The 18,487-nt window shown below is 44.6% G+C and carries 25 protein-coding genes; 3 read left to right on the top strand and 22 right to left on the bottom strand.

Annotated features, from left to right (window positions below):
- The gene (locus tag ACFO8Q_RS07130; RefSeq protein ID WP_380025068.1) at positions 1-414 is read right to left on the bottom strand and encodes a hypothetical protein; all 414 of its coding nucleotides are present in this window, start codon (positions 412-414) and stop codon (positions 1-3) included.
- Positions 415-463: 49 nt separating this feature from the next.
- Positions 464-859 carry a helix-turn-helix domain-containing protein gene (locus ACFO8Q_RS07125; RefSeq protein WP_380025066.1) on the bottom strand — a complete coding sequence of 132 codons (396 nt, stop codon included), beginning with the start codon at positions 857-859 and terminating at the stop codon, positions 464-466.
- 164 nt (positions 860-1,023) lie between these two features.
- On the opposite strand from ACFO8Q_RS07125, the gene ACFO8Q_RS07120 reads away from it, so the two are divergent.
- On the top strand, positions 1,024-1,260 hold the full coding sequence (locus tag ACFO8Q_RS07120) for a helix-turn-helix domain-containing protein (protein WP_380025065.1): 237 nt from the start codon (positions 1,024-1,026) through the stop codon (positions 1,258-1,260).
- Positions 1,261-1,717: 457 nt separating this feature from the next.
- Here ACFO8Q_RS07120 and ACFO8Q_RS07115 read toward each other — a convergent pair whose 3' ends face one another.
- The 13 genes from ACFO8Q_RS07115 to ACFO8Q_RS07055 all read right to left on the bottom strand — a co-directional run bounded on the left by ACFO8Q_RS07115 (position 1,718) and on the right by ACFO8Q_RS07055 (position 9,885).
- Positions 1,718-2,167, bottom strand: a complete 450-nt coding sequence (locus ACFO8Q_RS07115; RefSeq protein WP_380025064.1) for a hypothetical protein — start codon at positions 2,165-2,167, stop codon at positions 1,718-1,720.
- A 281-nt stretch (positions 2,168-2,448) separates the two neighbouring features.
- Positions 2,449-2,967, bottom strand: coding sequence for a hypothetical protein (locus tag ACFO8Q_RS07110; RefSeq protein WP_380025063.1), 519 nt, complete (start codon positions 2,965-2,967; stop codon positions 2,449-2,451).
- 10 nt (positions 2,968-2,977) lie between these two features.
- A complete protein-coding gene (locus tag ACFO8Q_RS07105) occupies positions 2,978-4,117 on the bottom strand; it encodes an Alp7A family actin-like protein (protein WP_380025062.1) in 1,140 nt (379 codons plus the stop codon).
- Between the two features lie 166 nt (positions 4,118-4,283).
- Complete coding sequence (locus tag ACFO8Q_RS07100) at positions 4,284-4,769, bottom strand: hypothetical protein (RefSeq protein ID WP_380025060.1); 486 nt, start codon at positions 4,767-4,769, stop codon at positions 4,284-4,286.
- 142 nt (positions 4,770-4,911) lie between these two features.
- Entirely contained in the window at positions 4,912-5,442 is a 531-nt protein-coding gene (locus ACFO8Q_RS07095) for a hypothetical protein (RefSeq protein ID WP_380025058.1), read from the bottom strand.
- Between the two features lie 138 nt (positions 5,443-5,580).
- Positions 5,581-6,231, bottom strand: a complete 651-nt coding sequence (locus ACFO8Q_RS07090; RefSeq protein WP_380025056.1) for a hypothetical protein — start codon at positions 6,229-6,231, stop codon at positions 5,581-5,583.
- A gap of 318 nt (positions 6,232-6,549) precedes the next feature.
- On the bottom strand, positions 6,550-6,948 hold the full coding sequence (locus ACFO8Q_RS07085) for a cupredoxin domain-containing protein (protein WP_380025054.1): 399 nt from the start codon (positions 6,946-6,948) through the stop codon (positions 6,550-6,552).
- Between the two features lie 50 nt (positions 6,949-6,998).
- Positions 6,999-7,376, bottom strand: a complete 378-nt coding sequence (locus ACFO8Q_RS07080; protein ID WP_380025052.1) for a hypothetical protein — start codon at positions 7,374-7,376, stop codon at positions 6,999-7,001.
- Positions 7,377-7,480: 104 nt separating this feature from the next.
- Positions 7,481-7,837: a hypothetical protein gene (locus tag ACFO8Q_RS07075; protein ID WP_380025050.1), complete on the bottom strand. Its 357-nt coding sequence runs from the start codon at positions 7,835-7,837 to the stop codon at positions 7,481-7,483.
- The gene (locus tag ACFO8Q_RS07070; protein WP_380025048.1) at positions 7,824-8,135 is read right to left on the bottom strand and encodes a hypothetical protein; all 312 of its coding nucleotides are present in this window, start codon (positions 8,133-8,135) and stop codon (positions 7,824-7,826) included. Before ACFO8Q_RS07070 ends, ACFO8Q_RS07075 begins: the two co-directional genes overlap by 14 nt.
- A gap of 18 nt (positions 8,136-8,153) precedes the next feature.
- Entirely contained in the window at positions 8,154-8,639 is a 486-nt protein-coding gene (locus ACFO8Q_RS07065; protein ID WP_380025046.1) for a cytochrome b/b6 domain-containing protein, read from the bottom strand.
- A gap of 130 nt (positions 8,640-8,769) precedes the next feature.
- A complete protein-coding gene (locus ACFO8Q_RS07060) occupies positions 8,770-9,117 on the bottom strand; it encodes a hypothetical protein (protein WP_380025045.1) in 348 nt (115 codons plus the stop codon).
- A 24-nt stretch (positions 9,118-9,141) separates the two neighbouring features.
- Positions 9,142-9,885 (bottom strand): hypothetical protein, encoded by a 744-nt coding sequence (locus tag ACFO8Q_RS07055; RefSeq protein WP_380025043.1) that lies wholly within the window; start codon positions 9,883-9,885, stop codon positions 9,142-9,144.
- A 150-nt stretch (positions 9,886-10,035) separates the two neighbouring features.
- On the opposite strand from ACFO8Q_RS07055, the gene ACFO8Q_RS07050 reads away from it, so the two are divergent.
- The gene (locus ACFO8Q_RS07050; RefSeq protein WP_380025041.1) at positions 10,036-11,334 is read left to right on the top strand and encodes an IS110 family RNA-guided transposase; all 1,299 of its coding nucleotides are present in this window, start codon (positions 10,036-10,038) and stop codon (positions 11,332-11,334) included.
- Positions 11,335-11,719: 385 nt separating this feature from the next.
- On the opposite strand, the gene ACFO8Q_RS07045 is transcribed toward ACFO8Q_RS07050, so the two are convergent.
- The 3 genes from ACFO8Q_RS07045 to ACFO8Q_RS07035 are packed head-to-tail and all read right to left on the bottom strand — an operon-like array spanning position 11,720 to position 13,663.
- Positions 11,720-11,845 (bottom strand): hypothetical protein, encoded by a 126-nt coding sequence (locus ACFO8Q_RS07045; protein ID WP_380025039.1) that lies wholly within the window; start codon positions 11,843-11,845, stop codon positions 11,720-11,722.
- Positions 11,846-11,885: 40 nt separating this feature from the next.
- The gene (locus ACFO8Q_RS07040) at positions 11,886-12,974 is read right to left on the bottom strand and encodes a sensor histidine kinase (RefSeq protein ID WP_380025038.1); all 1,089 of its coding nucleotides are present in this window, start codon (positions 12,972-12,974) and stop codon (positions 11,886-11,888) included.
- A 5-nt stretch (positions 12,975-12,979) separates the two neighbouring features.
- Positions 12,980-13,663, bottom strand: a complete 684-nt coding sequence (locus ACFO8Q_RS07035) for a winged helix-turn-helix domain-containing protein (protein WP_380025036.1) — start codon at positions 13,661-13,663, stop codon at positions 12,980-12,982.
- A gap of 179 nt (positions 13,664-13,842) precedes the next feature.
- Here ACFO8Q_RS07035 and ACFO8Q_RS07030 point away from each other — a divergent pair, with 179 nt between their 5' ends.
- The gene (locus ACFO8Q_RS07030) at positions 13,843-15,144 is read left to right on the top strand and encodes an IS1380 family transposase (protein WP_380025034.1); all 1,302 of its coding nucleotides are present in this window, start codon (positions 13,843-13,845) and stop codon (positions 15,142-15,144) included.
- 308 nt (positions 15,145-15,452) lie between these two features.
- Here ACFO8Q_RS07030 and ACFO8Q_RS07025 read toward each other — a convergent pair whose 3' ends face one another.
- The 4 genes from ACFO8Q_RS07025 to ACFO8Q_RS07010 form a co-directional block, all read right to left on the bottom strand.
- Positions 15,453-16,046 (bottom strand): class I SAM-dependent methyltransferase, encoded by a 594-nt coding sequence (locus ACFO8Q_RS07025; RefSeq protein WP_380025032.1) that lies wholly within the window; start codon positions 16,044-16,046, stop codon positions 15,453-15,455.
- Positions 16,047-16,078: 32 nt separating this feature from the next.
- On the bottom strand, positions 16,079-16,390 hold the full coding sequence (locus ACFO8Q_RS07020) for an SHOCT domain-containing protein (RefSeq protein ID WP_380025030.1): 312 nt from the start codon (positions 16,388-16,390) through the stop codon (positions 16,079-16,081).
- A 282-nt stretch (positions 16,391-16,672) separates the two neighbouring features.
- Positions 16,673-16,951: a group II intron maturase-specific domain-containing protein gene (locus ACFO8Q_RS07015; RefSeq protein WP_380025029.1), complete on the bottom strand. Its 279-nt coding sequence runs from the start codon at positions 16,949-16,951 to the stop codon at positions 16,673-16,675.
- A gap of 62 nt (positions 16,952-17,013) precedes the next feature.
- Positions 17,014-17,685 carry a reverse transcriptase domain-containing protein gene (locus ACFO8Q_RS07010; protein WP_380025027.1) on the bottom strand — a complete coding sequence of 224 codons (672 nt, stop codon included), beginning with the start codon at positions 17,683-17,685 and terminating at the stop codon, positions 17,014-17,016.
- Positions 17,686-18,487 lie beyond the last annotated feature (802 nt).

Here is an 18,487-nt window from a genome sequence, read left to right as displayed (position 1 = left end):
CTACCATGTTAAAAGTTGAACTAGTTCAAGAGGGACTCCCGTACGGATTGACAAATGTTCCTTCGTTTCACCTTTATCAAATCGGGTTCCACATAAGAGAAGGTGGGCAGCAAATGACAAAGGTTCTAGGGACATCGGTCCATTTTCGTAGAAGACACACACCTCACCAAGAGGATATTTTTGTTTCCGTTCTCGCCATATCGAATACCCAATCTCAATTGCAGCAATTGCTCGTTGCCATTCCGAAGAAAGATTTGAATTTACATAAATCTCTTGTTGTTCTAGTGTAACATAGATTCCTCGGATTCCCTCAGGCATGGGTTGAAATACAACCTTCATCTCTCTCAAATTCGCAATTTTGAAAGGATCATTCGTTCCATATTGTTGAATGAGGGCTTTGGCTGCTTCGACCATTATATCGAACCTCCCTCATATCTTGGATGTGAGGTTTCCTTTGCATAACTTACTTAGATTTTCTTTGTTGCCGACCCATTTCGTCTTTTTTAAATAAGGTTCGCAAAAATATTTCTAAAAACTGTTTTTGTTCTTCATTAAACGGTTTTCCTTGAAATCGTATCTCCGCATGGCCTAATATCCATTGCAGATCGACACTTTCCTTTTTTCGCGGTCTGTCGGCCTGAGAGTCCAGATAACCTGCTTCCCGTAAAAGTTGTTCATAAGAGGTTCCTAATCCTTGGGCAAGTTTTCGGAGGGTTTCCGGTGTCGGTTTTTTCCGCTTGTCTCTCTCTACCATTGAAATAGCCGCATGGGATAAACCACATAAATCTGCCAATTCCCTTATGGTTAAATCCATATCCTCTCTTCTTTTGCGCACATATCCTCCAAGACTTTTGTCCATTCAATCCTCTCCTACTGTTGGGAAACCATATTTCACATAATGGTAACACCCGTTTCCAACTGAAGCAATAATAAGAACATAATTGTAAACAAAAGTGTGATTGAAACTTTAAAAAATAAAGTTGTATAATGGTAACACACGTTACTGGAAGGAGTTGGATAGAAGTGGCTCGACCAAAGTTCTACATTCATCAGGAAGCGTTTGTGGAAGCTCGAATCGATAGTGGTTTGTCCCAACGAGAACTGGCAGAAGCAATCGACTATAGCTTCAGCCACGTGAGTCAGGTGGAGCGGGGGGAACGGCATCCTAGCCCCCGGTTCGTAGAAAAGGTCTGCAAGCTGCTTAATAAATCCCGCCATGAACTTTTTTACACTGAAAAGCAAAAAGATTTTGCATCTTAATCTTCTCCGGGACCTCGATTTGAATAAAACCAGTTTCGTTTCTAGGACAGGCCCACCTACTAAATCCATCTTTGTTTCAATCGTGGTCCCAATCCTACTTGAAAGGGGATTAAACATGACCTCGCAATCGGGTAAAAACGGAACTTTTTTGTCTCCTTCCAGTCTCCCTAAAGAATCCCAAACCAAAGAGAAAAAGTATCCGACCTCCCAAAAAGAGTATGAAAAGTTGATGAGTCACGATTCGTATCGGCGAGTTAAAGGTCGTATTCGGCAGCAACGGTGGGAATCGAGACAATAAAATAAGGTCTGGTTGGGGATATGCTCTCTAGGTTAGCCACGTTTTTACCAACAAAACGGTTAGAATCGCTCCAAGGGCCACATACATAATGTTCAATCCAAAGTAAGCCAACGCCACTGCAACAATTCCACCCATCATTCCAATTGATTAAATGGATTCTTAGTTTTCCGTCGTTTCAGACTTTGTGAGGAAATTTCTTTTCAAATACTCCACGGCAGTATTCGCTATCTTGTCTTCACCTTCGACAGTAATGTTTTTATTATCATTTTCCACAATATTTTTCTCCACTTTGGTTTCATTGCCTTTTAGATAGCTATAAATAAACCCGACGATTCCTACTAACAGGACGAGCACCGCCAAGACGGTCAGTGCATTCAACAGAAACTCAAAGAAGGAACCCAAAAATGTGCCGGACGTTCCTCCCATGACTCCACCCATCATGCCTTGCGCCATACCCATTCCTGGACCCATCATTCCCTGGCCCATCCCCATTCCGGACATTTGCATGCCTTGTGGAATTCCGGGCGAGAAAACCCTCTCCAACAACCATACTACAAGGATGCCAACGAACGAGAACAGAGACAGCTTTAACCATTGATTTTTAACCATGATGTACCCCCTCGTTTTACTGAGAACTTATCTTCAATATAAAAATTAACACAGCGATATGGATTGGTTATGGAGATTTATGCTTCTTTTCATGCTTAAGACTAAACATCGATCACGAATCATCGAGGTGTCCCCAGTTCCCGCGGTGATCTATTTTACTCGATAAAGAAAAAGCCCCTCTTCTTCAACCGCTGGGTGTGAATCAATATCCACCATGGATTGGTTGAAGAGAGAAGAGCATTATTTGGTTAAACTCGCGAATATCGAACCTGCTTCTTTACTCAATCGTCCATGAAGAACCCCACTAATTTGGCATGATACGAGGTACTGACTTCAAAGTCTGAATGTTTCTTTTCCCAAGTTGTTTCGGTTACCTCTGCTGGTTGTACTTCTTCTAGTTGATCTTTTTCTCTTTCAACGACTACTTGTTGTGTCTCTTTTTGTTGTACTGATTCTTGTTGCACCGTAGCAGTAGCAATTTCAAACGTAGAAGCCCCCAAAAACAAAGAGGGATTAAACGTCAATTGACAGATCCAGTTCCTTAGTAATTCTCTTGTAAAGGGATGATTGAACCAATCCCTCTGTTCCGGTGTCAAATACTCAGGTAAAGGAATCGTTATGGTTGGTTTTTCACCAATGAGCGCTTGATGAACACCATTAATAAAAAGTTGAGAAATTTTTTTGCCAAAACTTTCTTCCTCAGTTTCTTTAAGTTGACTGAGATACTCGATCACCGGTTTTGGGGTGTCGGCAGGCAGGCGGAAGGAAATCATCTGTCCCGGTTGAAATCCGTGTTCCATCACAGATCACCTAGTTTGTAACTTCGTGTGGTTGTAATCCCTTGTATTTGAGATATATTGTCAACAGTTTGAAGTACGCTCTTGCGATCATCCAAATACTTTCTTTGGAGCTTACAAACCGAAGCGGATATCCTTCCTCCTGTTGGTTAATCGTTTCAAGGTACGGTTTCAGGAGCAAAGACCCTCCGCCAATTTGGTAGGCAACACGGATGCTTGGAACCTTATTCCACACACTCTTAACCAATTTGTATTCTTCTCTGGCTAACTTGACCAAAACTTCATCTACGATGGGTTGAATGCTTGTCCGCTTTCCCTTGACCCAGATGTGATTTTGCGCTTCAGAATTGTCTGCGGTTATAACGTCCACCAATTGCTGTCTGCTTTGAAATTTGTAACCGAAATCCCGATAGACCCGATCAATAATCTCGTCGAGATACGGGGAAACCCCTTCTTTAATTCCGTCGGAATAAATGTTGTCCACCGTTCCGTCCGAGTGAATGATGGCGGCATCTGTGGAAAGACCTCCGATGTCATTGATGAGTACGGTCATCTTGGTAAGTTCTTCATTGCGAACCGAACCGTCATCATTGGTCGTCAAATCGATCAACGCCACGTGACCTTCGATATTGACCAAAACCTCTTCAAACTTAAGACGTACAATTTTTCCACTGAGTTCCGGAGTGTTTTTGAAGTGAACCTCGTGTCGGTTGTTCTTAATTTTCTCCTTAAACTCTTTGCGTTTTCCTCTTTTGGCTTCACTTAGAGGCAATCCCGTTGAAAGATGATATGTAGCCTCAATGACTCCATTCTTTTCAGGAATGTTTACGGCTGCGTCATACGCAAGCACCGTCAAAAGCATGATGAGGGGCTGGTCACTCTCTGATTTTTCCGATTCTGAGGTTAATTCGTCGTTATGAGAATAGCCTGCTGCAAGTTTGCCGACCGCGAATACCCCTTCCCCGCGCTTTAACGCACTGGATACAATCTTCACGTGTACCCCGTCCAACGGGTGTTTTTCCAGTTCAACGATTTCGCGTGAATCGCCAATCTCCGCAATTACATTGGGGATATAAATTTCTTCCTGCAAACTTTCAGTATACGCTTTTAATGCATCGTTGCCAATGTCCACTGCTGCCATACGTGTGCTCATCCTCGTTACCTCCCCACAGTTGCAAAACCAACATTTGTATACTAGCTGTATACAAATTTTACGATTATTCATTCTACACTAAAGAATGTTATTCCTTCCGAAACTCCAATAACTCGGTGCGAAAAAGGTAGCATCCGAATTGAATCGAATGCTACCTGTTCCATTATTACTGGTTGAGAACAATTTCTTTGTTTTCCGGATTTTTGAGGAAATTTTTCTTTACATAGTTATAACCAAACCCAATCAGCCCGACAACCAGAGCGACAACCGCCAAGATGGTGAATAAGGAAAAGACTGAACCAAAGATTGAACCAAGGGACGAACCGGCCATACCTGTACCCGAGCCCATCATACCGCCCATCATTCCTTGACCCATGCCCATGCCTGAACCCATCATCCCCATACCTGACCCCATCATTCCTTGACCCACACCCATACCTGACCCCATCATTCCTTGACCCACACCCATACCTGACTTCATCATTCCTTGACCGATCCCCATTCCAGATCCCATCATCCCTTGCCCCATGGACCCTGCACCGAACTGCGCCCCTTGAGGCATTGCGGGAGTGAAAACGATTTGCAGCAGCCAGAGCACCAGGATACCAACCAGTGAGAAAAGCGACAACTTCAACCAACGATTTTTAACCATAATGTACCACCTCTTTTAAGTTTGATCAGCTGAAAAAGTTTGATCTTCAATCTTAATTTAACAACCCGATATGGATTGGTTATGGAGATTCATGATTTTTCAATTTTACCGCGCCAACTTCTGTGATCGAAGGACATCTGTACTACTTTCGTTTCTGCCCTTTTGAAGAATCACCTTCAACGACAGGATTTTCTGCCTTGAATTCACCTTCTGCCGCAACGTTCTCCGCCTTGGTTTCAGTTTGAACGACAACTTTCTCTACCTTAACTTCACTTTCGACAACTGTTTTGTCTGCCTGGGTTTCGTTTTCAACAACGGTTTCCACAGATTGGGTTTGACTTGCAACCAGAGAATTCACCGCTTTAGTTTCATTTTTAAAATAGTTGTAAACAAACCCAATCAACCCGACGAAGAGAGAGATCGTAAGCACCATCAAGATAAGTCCGGAGAGGGAACCCAGCCAAGAACTTTGCGACATTCCTCCAATCCCCATCATTCCGTTCATTTTCTGGGCGATGCCCATACCTGATCCCATCATTCCCTGTCCCATCCCGAATCCAAACCGCTGCGTTCCCGGCGAAATTGCGGGTGTAATTACAGCTTGTGTTAATCCAAGCACCAAGACAGCAATCAGAGAGAACAGAGCCACCTTCAACCATCGATCTTTCACCATTATGCATCACCTCATCTTTATAAGTTTCAGATCACGGAAGCTTGATCTTTAATCTTAAGTTAACATCGAGATATGGATTGGTTTTGGAGAGCGACGCGACATATCTCGAATCTCTATCGTTTTTGCATGTCAAGGACATTAAGCCTTTGCGACATTCCTCTTAACCAAACTATAGATAAACCCAATTACCCCCACAAAAAGAACAATAACGAACAGGATCATCAAGATGGGACCGATGGAACTAAAGAGCGAACCCGTTAGAGCGCTGAACGTGTTGCCACCCATGTTAGTACCCATGGTTCCACTCATGTTACCGGACATGTTTCCATTCATCATGCCCCCCATCATCATACCGCCCATCATTTTCTGTGCCATGCCCATGCCTGAACCCATCATTCCCATTCCCATACTTGGACCCATCATCCCCATACCGTTGCCCATTCCGCCACTCATCGATCGCATGTTGGAACCCATGCCGTTGCTACCCATAGCCCCCATGTTTTGACCCATTCCACCAGCCATGGAGCCCATGCTTGAGCCCATTCCGCTGCCAATGGAACTCATAGTAGAGCCCATGCTACCGCCCGTAGAACTCATCGTTGAACCCGTTCCGGTTCCCATGGAACCCATGGTTGAGCCCATTACACTACTTATGGAGTTCATACCGGGCATTTGAATCCCTTGAGACACCCCAGGTGAAAGGAACGTCAGAAAAAGCATCTGCAACAATCCAATCACCAAGATGCCAACGAGTGAAAAGACAGCCAATTTTAACCATCGACTTTTCACTATATCGTACCCCCTCTTGATGAAATTTGTTTAAGATCAGCTGGAATGCTTGACCTCTAATATTAAACTAACATCGTGATATGAATTGGTTATGGAGAGCAATGATTTTTTCTCGACGTTTTCCGTGTCATCATCAAGACTTTGAAAACTGTTGTTCTCAGGAAGTGGTCAAAGCGATTGAGGTAGCACTTGAACAGTTCGCGAAGCTAACTCACTTTGATCATCTAGCCCATTCTTCGTGATAGAACACGCGTCTTAATCCGCGATAATTTATAAAAAAGGCAGCATCCGAATGATCGAATGCTACCTTTGCAATGGTTACTTCACGATAAGTTTGGCCGACATACTATCCATACCGGACAGCGTGCCTACCATGTTGAATTCGCCTTGACGATCGGCGACAAATTCAACCGACTGTTCTTGGTTAGGCGCTACATTGTCGATTTTAATGTTGGTTCCCTGAACCACCAGATTGTTCGGCTTATCCTCTTTATTCTTCAAGGTGAGCTTCACCTTGGTTCCTTTTTCAACGGCAACGGTTTTCGGTTCAAAAGACATATTATTCGCGGTTACCACGATCTCTTTCGTCTGGCTGTTTGTCTGGGGAGCCGAATTTTGGGTATTCGTTGACGCGGTTGGCTTGCTTGTTGAACAACCTACCAAAAGTCCAACAGACAGCAGTGCAGCAGCAAATGGAATCAACACTTTTTTCTTCATCACAAATCTCTCCCTCTCCTATAGTTGCTTTGTTTACTGATTAAACAACCTCATTGGTTTGAGGCTTTTTGAGGAAATTTCTTCACATATTTATAAGCAAACCCTATTAATCCCACAAACAGAGCAATTACTGCCAAAACTGTCAGCACTGTCAAGATTGAGCTAGCGAAGGAACCCAGAAGAGTACCGGACGACATGCCTGCGCCCGACCCCATCGTGCCAGCCATCATTCCCTGACCCATGCCCATACCTGAGCCCATCATTCCCATACCTGAGCCCATCATTCCCATACCTGAGCCCATGCCAGTCTGGGTGCCCTGGGGCATCGCGGATGAAAAGAGATTCTGAAAGATCGCTTGCAACAATCCGAATACTAAGATACCTGCCAACGAGAAAAGCGACAGTTTCAACCAACGATTTTTAACCATTACGCCCCCTCCTTTTGAGTAAAGATTTTAAGAAAGTTAGAATGTTTGTCCACCGATGCAATATAACATCGAGATATGGATTTCGTATGGAGATGACATTTTTTCTAAGTCCATAACATGCCCAAAATAATCGATCCCCCGATCAATAACGCGGTAAAAACGATTAATAGCACCGTTAGCACAAAATTTAAAGCGTCGTACAACAGATCAGTAGCCATCACTCCTTTCATCGTCGCCATCATGTTTGACATTGGGGTGAACCAATCAACAAAATTCATCTGCGCAGAGAACAAGTGTTTCATCATCGCGGTTCCCATTGTCAGATCCGAGTTCATCGCTCCTCCGGTCGAAATTTGATCAAGTCTCGGTGGGGAGGTCCACATAGCTAACAGTGATAACAAAAGAAACAAGGTTGTAAAAGAGAAAAGCCATTGATAAAATCTTTTTCTATTCTTTTTCATTGGCTGTTCCTCCCTCTCTGCGTAAAGTAAGTCCGATTTTGATACTAAGAGGAATAATCGCCAACAATAACAACATAAGAAAAGCTAGCATAAAGTTTAAAAATCCATCGTTAAGTGCAATCCCCATCATGGATGCCATCATGGAATTATTCATTGCACTCATCATTCCCATCATAAAGCTTTCCTGTTGAGTAGAAGATGTAACGGGGGCGAGCATCGAAATCAGAACTCCGGAAGCAACAAACAATATAAGCACCGCTATGGAGCGAATCGCGAGCACAGACCATCTGTTTGTCACACCATTCCCCCCTTTCTATTAATCTCCTTTGTTTTCTTTTTGTGAGATATCTTGTAAAATATAACGTTTCTTATAAATGTGCCAAACGATGCTTGCGATTGATAAAAGAGCCACAAATTCATGAACCGCGAAGGCAAACGTTCCAAACACATATGGAATATTTGCATGAAACCAGAGTAAAAAACCGCTGAGTATGAGCAAAATAGTTGTGAGAAGGGTGAATCCCGCGAAACCCTGTTTTCCGATAGGAAACCACTTACCCTTACTAGCGCTTCCCCTAACAATTCTTGCGATCTCATAAATTACAACCAGCACTGCCAAGACGATAAACAGAACGCCTACAAGTCGATGCACAAAGTCGGCAAGCGTAAAATTATATCCAAACATCCAGCCGAATTTGGCTCCCATCATTGCAAAGCCGGAAAGTGCCAGCAGCAAATAGAGAATCGTCCAGATCCAATGCGAAATAAAGTCAAATCGAACTTTAAGGACTTTTTCGGTCATAAAATCGTCCCTTTCTGTTTCTCACCACTTCAATCTACTTCAGATCGCTCACCATTACCGATTCACGACTTACTTCAGACGCTGCGCCTTGTTTGTGAGCCGGTTTTTATTTCTGATTTAATCGTACTTTTTAACTGCGTTCTGTTTCGACGGATTCTTCGTGATTAGCTTCAAGCGCCGAATTGCTGACGGTGTTGTCCTTTAGTATCCGTTTAAAGTACAGGAACATTCCGACACCCGCTCCAATAAGCAGCAGTAATACCACGCTCTGGATTGCTACATTTAAAACATCTCTCATAAACATACTCAGAAACATGCCCCTCATCGACTTCATCATCAAATTCATTGTGCTAGCGTTGAATCTGGACATTATAAACTCGATAAAAGATACAACTGCTAATGTAATCCCGGAACCGATGATTAATTTAAGCCAAGTTCCCTGTTTAACAGTCTCCAATTTTTTTAATCTCTCCAACATATTCAAATCCCCCTCTCTACTCAATTAGACGTTTTGGGTTATCGATTCTTTAGATCCTTTTTTCAATAAAGTTAAAACGTAACCCACTACCCCGACCAGCAATGTGATTACGAAAATAATCAGGATCAAATTAAACACCATTGAGATTTTATCAACCGTGGTTTGCGACTGCATTGTACCCATATTGCCATTCATATTGCTGCCATTCATGTTACCGCCCATGTTACCGCCCATGTTGCCAGCCATGTTGCCAGCCATGTTGCCATTTGAATTACCAATGGTGTTGCCGTTCGCGTTGCTTGATTGCGAGTTGTTTCCCATGGTGTTCAAGTTAGCCATAGTCTGGTTCATGGAGCCCATACCTTGTTGAACTATTCCAATTCCCTGCTGAATCAAACTGATACCTTGTTGCACGGAATCCTGTTTTTGTTCATCCTTTTTTCCTTGAGTAGCGTCCCCATTTTTATCTTTTGTTGAATCAGAACCCGCGTTCATTGCGCCACGGCTTTCAAGGATTTTATTGACACCTTGATTAATCATGCTCATTCCTTGGTTTATTGAGCTCATCCCTTGATTCATCATTGGTATTTGATTCGCCATCGACATTCCGGCATTCATACCGGGCATATTATTCATCCCTTGCATGTTGTTCATGCCCTGCGTATTGTTCATGCCGGACATGCCTGACATATTGTTGTTCGACATTCCAGGCATACTTTGCATTCCTTGGTTTGTTGACGTGCTTGAATCACCCATGCCCATGCCCATTCCGGATGCCTGGTTTTGGGAGGATTGATTGTTTAGGAGCTATTCCTGTAATGAATTAAATTGTGGTTTGCAAAAGAAAGAGCGCCTCCTGTATGCTGGGTCTCGGAATGGCGCACATTCACTGCCCTAATTAAGAGGAGGACGCTTACTATGAAGCATAGCCAATCTAGCAAACAAAATCAACGTATTCAGCGAATTTCTGATACCACATTGGTGATTGGAACAGACATCGCCAAACACAACCATGTGGCCCGAGCTTTTAATTACCGAGGCATTGAACTTGGCAACCGGTGCTTATTCCAGAACGATGAACAAGGCTTACTGAACCTTCTGGCGTGGGCAGAGTCCCTAAAGCAGAAGAACGGCATGAACGACGTCATTCTGGGTGTTGAGCCAACTGGTCACTACTGGTTTTCCTTGTTCCACTTCCTAAAGGGACATGGTATCCAGGTGGTGTTAGTCAATCCACATCATGTCAAGAAAAGCAAGGAACTCGACGACAACTCTCCTACCAAGAACGACATCAAAGATGCGAAAGTCGTCGCCAAACTCGTCATCGACGGTCGCTACACGGAGCCGCAGCTCCCGGAAGGCGTCTACGCCGACCTGCGCGTGCTGATGAATCAGCGGGATCGTCTATGCGGGGATTTGAACCGCGTGAAAGGAAGAATCCACAATTGGTTGGATCGCTTCTTTCCCGAATATACGCAAGTCTTTAAAGATTGGGAAGGTAAAGCTTCTCTTATCACTCTTCAGCACTTTCCATTACCACAAGATGTGGTGAAAGCCGGTGAAACATCGATCGTGGCCACATGGAAGAAGAATGACGTGAAGCGTGCCGTGGGCCCCAAAAGAGCACAGTTGCTGTACGGGAAAGCCCAGAAGTCCATCGGCCTTACGGAAGGCGTTACAGCAGCCAGGCATGAGCTAGCCATGTATCTGGAGCAGTACGCCATGCTGTGCAGGCAAATTGAACAACTGATGGAGCTTGTGAAGGAACTGGTAAAACAAATCCCCGGCGCCTCCCACATGATGAGTATCCCTTGCATTGGACTCATCACCGTGGCTGGGTTTCTAGCGGAAGTCGGGAATTTATCCGGTTATGACCACAGCCAGCAAATCGTACGCCATGCGGGACTTAGCCTACGGGAAAACAGTTCCGGCGAGCGGAAAGGACAGACGACGATCAGTAAGCGTGGCCGCTGTCGCCTCCGAGCGTTGCTGTTTCGGGCGGCACTAACCATGGTCGCTAAGAATCCGGAATTCCGTGCACTGCATCGGTATTTCACCACACGCAGGGATAACCCGCTGAAGAAAAAGCAATCGATGATCGCCATCTGTAACAAGTTAATTCGCGTCTTATTTGAGCTTGGAACCAAGCAAAAGGAATACGACGCCCGTAAGGTGCTTGGCCCCCATCGAGAGGCTCAATTACAAGCAGCAGCTTAATTTAATTACAAGTTTAGCAACTCATCTCTTTCTGCGCTTATGACACAGATTGATCTTTGACAAACGAAGCACGGATAGGCTGGGACCAATTTATTCCATTAGGGCAACGACCCCGTTTAGGAGCTTGCCCGGCCTCCACCCCTTGAGAGGTAGAACGAAGGAATGTAAGGGCATAGACCCAGGGAGATATGGGAGGGTTAACTGCAAGGGTACATGTGGAGATCCATTTGCGACCATAGGTTTTTAAAACGAGGTAGCACCACCTCTATTCCCGCCAACAGGTCGATCCCATATTTTCACTTTTCGTCAAATATTATCCATGGGTGCTTCGTACGTCAAAGATGAAATATTGTGATAGAGCGAGAAAAACGTAGAAAACATTAATTTATTGAGGGAGTGATTGAACCGCGGTAACCAACTTGTCTTTATAGAGAAATGCGGCTCCTCCAGCAAGTCCGATCAGCGACAGCACTAAAGTAAAAATCATAAGTTTTTTGAAAAAGCGTTTCATTGCTTTCTCCCCTTTCTATAAAGCGATGTTTTATTAAATCTCAACTTGTTAATGGAAGAGAAAATGAAAATCTGCTGCCTTGTCCCAACTGACTTTCCACCCAGACCTTTCCGCCATGCAACTCAACCAGTTGTTTTACAATTGCAAGCCCCAGACCAGTTCCTCCCGTTTTTCTTGAACGGGATCGATCCACCCGATAGAAGCGTTCAAAAATGCTTTCCAATTCTTCCTCGGGAATTCCGGTTCCCGAGTCCTGCACGGAGACGATCACCCCATGCTTCTTGTCCTCCTTAATGTCCACAACAATCCTGCCTCCATTGGGCGTATGCCGGATTGCGTTGCTGAGCAAGTTGTGCATTACTTGATTTATTCTTTCCTGATCGATATTTAAGACCGGTATAATCTGCCCCGTTGAAAAACTTAACGAGATTCCCTTCTTTTGAGCGAGGATAGTTGCTTCTTGAACGATCCTAGACAAGAAGGTCCGAAGATCGGTTTCCTGCTTGTGAAGCGTAAGTTGTCCATTCGAAGCCAACGAAAGATCTCTCAAATCCGTGATTAGACGGGTAAGGAGCAACATCTCCTTATGGATGGATGCGAGTTCCTGCTCAGAAGGAGGAACCATTCCGTCCATCATTGCCTCAACGCGACATCGCGCCACCGTCAGCGGGTTACGAAGTTCGTGCACAATGTCGGCGTAAAATGCTCTTCGATTTTCTTCAGTCTGCTCTAACGAAGCAGCCATGCTATTAAAGCTCTTTGCCAATTGTCCGATTTCATCGTCCGATTTAACTTGTACCCTTTCTCCAAGATCACCATTTGCAATCCTATCAGCCGCCTTGGATAGCTTTCGAATCGGACGGGTAATCAACAAAACAACCAGAAAACCGGACGCGAAAGAGATCAGGATTGATATTAATCCGGCTAAAATATAGGAGAAATCTAAAGCTTGAAAGAACCGATCTGTCGATCCCCCAAAAGGGTTGAACATCATTTGCATGTGCTGACCCGGAAAATAGAAATCAAGCGTGATTTTAAAAATCGCTCGTGCAAGCAACGCCATAATTCCCATCGAGATAAATGAGACAATGAAAAACGCGATCGTCAATTTTTGCGACAACTTGTTCATATGCCTCACCTCTTGAACTGATATCCAACCCCGATAACCGTTAGTATATATTGGGGTTTCTGCGGTTGATCCTCAAGTTTGTGCCTTAGATTTTTGATGTGACTGTCCAGGGTTCTTTCAAAACCTTCATATGAATACCCATACATCGCTTCAATTATTTGAGGTCGAGAGAGAACCTGTCCGGCATTTTCCATCAAAACCGCAAGCAATTTAAACTCTGTCGGAGTAACCTGTATTTCCCTTCCGGTTTTCCAGACCTGGAGTGACTTCCTATCAATGACCACCTCGTCAATCATCAATCGGTCCTGGTCTGTTTCCGGACGCCATAAACGTCGCAACAGAGCTTTGATCCGGGCAACCACTTCGCGAACACTAAACGGTTTTGTAATGTAGTCATCTGCTCCAATGTCAAGTCCAAGAAGTTTATCACGTTCTTCATCCCGAGCGGTAATCATGATGATCGGGACGTTTGAACTGGAACGAAGAGTCTGACATACTTGAATTCCGTCCTGACCGGGCAGATTCAAATCAAGCAAAACTAACGTAGGGTTCAATTGATGAAAAACTTTTACCGCTTCGATTCCATCCCCGACAATCTCAACGTCGAATCCTTCATTTTCCAAATATATTTTTAACGTGTCGGCAATTGCCAGTTCGTCTTCAACAATCAAAATGGTATGCCCTTTCATTTCCTCGCACCCCCTCGCTTCAATCTTTCTACGAGAATCGACATACCTTTTATTTTTTCGACACAGATAATCCCGAATTTCGAAAGTGACATAGCTTTAATTGCTAAAAAAGTGCCCTAATCTTTGGTAGAATGGTGTTTGTCGGAACAACATCACCCAAAGAAAGGAGCACCTGTTAGGTGAAGTCTACCACAAATACCTCCCAAATGAAAACTGAATTTACGTTAAAGAACGCTACTTCTTACGCCGGTGGCAAGGTTGTCTTGGATTTCCTTGAGAAAATAAAGCTGGAAGGTGCTTTTCAACAACTCGACTGTACCAAAGGGGGTAATTCGATCTTCCCTTTTTGGAAGATCCTCCTCTATCTTGTAGTCGGCTGGCTGTTCGGTTGTCAACGATTGTTCCACTTTCGCACCCTTCAGAACGACTCTCTCATCAAGCGATTCTTAGGTGGACGGTGTCCTCACCATTCCCTGCTGTACAAGGAACTGGGGCGACTTGCTGCAAAGAGCCCTTCTTTGAAGTGGCAACTTCGGCAGCTTACTCACCACGTCATAGCCCCTCATTTACCGGAATCTCTCATTCTGGATTTTGATTCAACCGTCGAGACGGTCTATGGAAACCAAGAAGGAGCAGAAATAGGAGTGAATTCAAACAAACCCGGTCGAAAGAGCTATCATCCCCTTCTCGTGTTTGAAGGGCAATCCCGTTTTTGCTTAAATGGGGTTCTTCGTCCAGGTAATACGCATTCCTCTACCAATGCGATTGAGTTTGCGAAAACCACACTCGAGTTACTTCCTTCCGGTTCCAATGTCAAATTTGCTCGATTTGACAAAGGGTTTGGGGGAGAAGAGTTTTACCGGTTTTGGGAACAGAAACGAATCGGCTATGTAGGAAAACTGAAATGGACAAAACGCCTTCAAGATGCGATTTCTTCTTGCAACCATTGGAAGCGGTACGTAGACGAGGATATCGTGATTGAAGGCATCACACTGATCTACCAAGCTACGACATGGAAGAAACCCCGGCGTGTCGTAATAATCCGGAAAGCCGAACGCTATGATTTGGATCAATTGCAACTGTACGATTTTCTTTGGGAGTATGAAGCGATCGTCACCAACCTGGATTGGTCACCGATAGACATCTGGCGGTTCTACAACCAACGGGCATGTGTAGAGAATTCGATCAAAGAAGCCAAGAACGGGTTCTCCATACATGCTATTGCAAGTTCCGATTTTGAAGCCAATGAAGTCGACATGCTCATCAAGCTTTTCACCTATAACTTGTTTCAACGCTTCAAGAAAGACTGTTGTGATCCCATCCACCAAGGGTTTACCATACAACGGTTCCGTCAGGACTTTCTACAAGTTGCAGGGATATTGGTGAGTCACAGCAGAACCGTGATCCTCAAAATCGCCGATTGTTTCAGCAATCGTTGGATCTTGGAGCAGATGATGGTAAGGGTAGCCCAATTGGAGTGAATTGGGAAAAAATTGAATGGAAACTACGAGAGCCCGTATCGGTGGGGAGGGGGAAAGTGTGCCCAAGAACGAGAAACAATTACCATATCATGTAAAAACGCTTCCAGTTTGCAGACCAACCCACAAATTCCCATTCGAATCGAGGGTCTCTATAATTGGCTTTCGAAATTTGGGATAATATAAAAAAAATTTGTGTTGAAAGTTTGTGGTATTTGTGATGAAAATGTGAAGTTCACCTTGTCCAACCAGCGAAATATCCGTAAAAATTAGAGAGATCCTTCTGGATCTCCCGAGGTTAACTCTTATTCCTATTTTTGGTTCAGTGTTTCGATCACAAGAAAGATATCCTTATAATAACGCTGAATCCGAGTAACTTTAAAACCCGCCTGCTTGATTAGTTCAAGGGTATTGCGGTTTAAATGACAGCCGTCACATAGTCGTTTCCATACAGGTGTCAGCCAGTCCTGTAATCGCCCCAGAATCGGATCATCCAACCGCACATGTTCAAAAAAAAGCACTTTCCCATCTGATTTGCAAACCCGATTAATTTCTGCCAATGCTTTAACAGGATCAGGTATCGTACAAAGTACCAATGTGTTAACCACCGCATCAAAAGAATTATCCGGAAAAGGGAGCTGCTCCGACTTAGCTGAAATTACCTCTATTGGAACATGAGCATTCTTCGCTCTCGTCAAAGACCGTTCAATCATTATAGGTTCCGGCTCGATCGCAATCACCTTTTGAGCCTCTTTGTAATATGGAAAGTTTAATCCCGTGCCTGAACCAATTTCCAAGACATTGCCGGGTAAATTGTGGACCAATTTCTTTCGAATCTCACGGAACCCTCTTTTTTCCAAAGGTTCCATCATCGTATCATACAACCTTGGAAACCATTTGCTCATTATTTTCACCTCCGCAGCAATCTTTTTTTCTCTTATTTTCTCCTTAACAAAAGGAGCTTCTGCTTCATCTCGTCCTCGCTGATCTCTCCCCGAGCGAATCGTTCCCTTATAATCTGGATTGACGGATCTTCTTTCCTGTCAAAAGCTTTTCCCAGCAATTTAAAGGTAAAGTATATTGCCAACCCAACGATAATGATAAAGAGTATCATAAAGAATAACATCATTAGCATTTTAAAAACCAACCCCCAACTGATTATTATTAATGAAAGAGCAGCGTAAAACAGTAAGCCGAGTATAAGCCAGAGTGTTAAGTTGAATATCCCCCACCAAATCTTTTTGGACATATCGGGGAGCTCCTCCTTGAAATTTTGATGGCATCGTACGTTTCTCACAATGCCAGTTGTTCCCCTCTGATTCCGGGAAATATACTTATCGTTATTCTCTTTTCAGATATTGTACTAACTAAATGTGATGAAAGTTTGATGTAGAGTAGAGAACTGAAATTTCATCGGAGGGCGCAAGCCCTCTTTTTACTTTTCCAACTCCCCCTTCATCAAACCGTACGTGAGGTTTTCCCTCATACGGCTTTCCGATGTTCTTCTTCCTTCGGCGTTACAGTACTTCCTTCAACTAGCGAGCTTCTTGAGCCCCGCAAACTGGGCCGCCATGGCCGCCTGTCGGGACTTGCTGTGTTTGTTACGACGGTTGCGCTTCTTGTTCCAGAACAGGGTGAGGCGCTTTCGGATATACCAGTCGATTTTATTCAGGAACTTATCGGAAAAGGAATCCAGTCCGTAGTAGTTCTTACACCCTTGTATCTTCGGGTTGAGTTCCTCCACCATCCGGTTCATCGTCCAATACAGACGATTGCGCGGCTCGGTTACTTCCTTCACCTTCTGTCTCATGTTCTTCATCGCCTTCTTCGAAGGGTAGCTGCGAAGAATAGAGACTACCTTGTTGCCTTTCATCATCTTCGGTATTTTCCGGTGGTGCATCCCCAGAAAGTTGAAGCCTTCTTCATCTCCCCAAAGGTTGACAAGTTAGACTTCGCCTTGTTCATCTCCAGTTCCAGTTTTCCGAATACCGCTTTGAGGACATTGATCGCCCTCAGGGCTTGCTCTTTGGTTTTGCAGAGGACGACAAGATCGTCGGCATAGCGTACTAGTGTTCCGGTTTCCGCAAACTTCTTTTCCCAGATCGTGTCCAGGTAGTTCAGGTAGATGTTTGCCAGAAGCGGACTGATGACGCCCCCTTGCGGACTTCCCAGGTCGGTTTCGTGAAACTGATCATCTTTCACGAACCCTGCCTTGAGCCACTTGCGGATGAGTTTCAGTATTCGGCGGTCACTAATACGTTGTTCCACCAGTTGCATTAGTTTCTCGTGCGATATGTTGTCAAAATATCCGCGAATATCGATATCGACGACCCAGTATACGCCTTTCTTTACGGCCCGCCGCTTCCGCCGTTCGCCTTGACCCGTTTCCATGCTTCCCAAAGAATGTCGCCGCGGTGCACCGTGCACCTTGTCGTACAGCGCGTGAAATCGCCGCCTGGGGTTTCCCTTGGCCGCTAGGTATAGTACGTTTTGGAGTTGTTGAGCTTTTACTTTGGCGTTGTTAGCAGATTTCACTGCATTCACTGACTCTTACCTCCTCCGGTACGTGAACAAAGCAGGGGTCCTTCCCTCCGCAAGGTTGTGTTGTCCTTGCTTCATGGGTACTACAACCCCCTCCGCCTCCCTCCCCGCAGCTCGCCATTTCACCTTTCGGGCTTATAGGTTCGCTCTTTACGGCTTTTACCGTGCGAGGTAGGGTTTCCCTAGTTTCAAGTCACAACTTTCTCAACATGCCGATCCCTATACACCGGAGAGTTCTTCCGCGCTGCGTTTCCAAGGACTTCACGCGTTCCGTGGCCTTCGCCCATATTTCCGGGGCTCGGCTCTCTCTTGTCCTGTTTAGGTTCTTTTTGACGATGCGGCAGGATTCACTTGATGTTACGGCCTGCTGATTCGCTCGCACTCCAGCAGGAGTTACTTTGTCACGGGGCTTCAACCTTAGGATCTCTCCACCAGTTGCCCGTCAGCTACGAGGCGACTTGGCTCTTACCTCGACCGGACTCGCACCGGCTAGTTGTGCCTAACTTGGCTAGGCGCGCGAAACAAAAAATCCATCGCAACAGTTGCGATGGATTCTCGTCAAAACTTCTCGCTTCTCTTTTCAATAGCGCGTATAAATCGCCACATGAAATAAAATGTCCCAGCCAAAAGCGCTAATCCCAAAAGTATTCCGATCCCCCAAAATGCAGCCATCCCAAACATCATATTTGGAGACATTCCCTGAATAGTCCCCGTACCCATACACATAATTTTTAATCCTCCCTCAATAAATTAATGTTTTCTTCGTTTTTCTCGCTCTATCACACTATTTCACTTTTGACGCACG

This window comes from Effusibacillus consociatus, assembly GCF_042652925.1.
Classification (GTDB): Bacteria; Bacillota; Bacilli; order Tumebacillales; family Effusibacillaceae; genus Effusibacillus; species Effusibacillus consociatus.
Note: the sequence above shows the minus strand (reverse complement) of the source record. Positions and strands in the feature narration are given on the sequence as shown.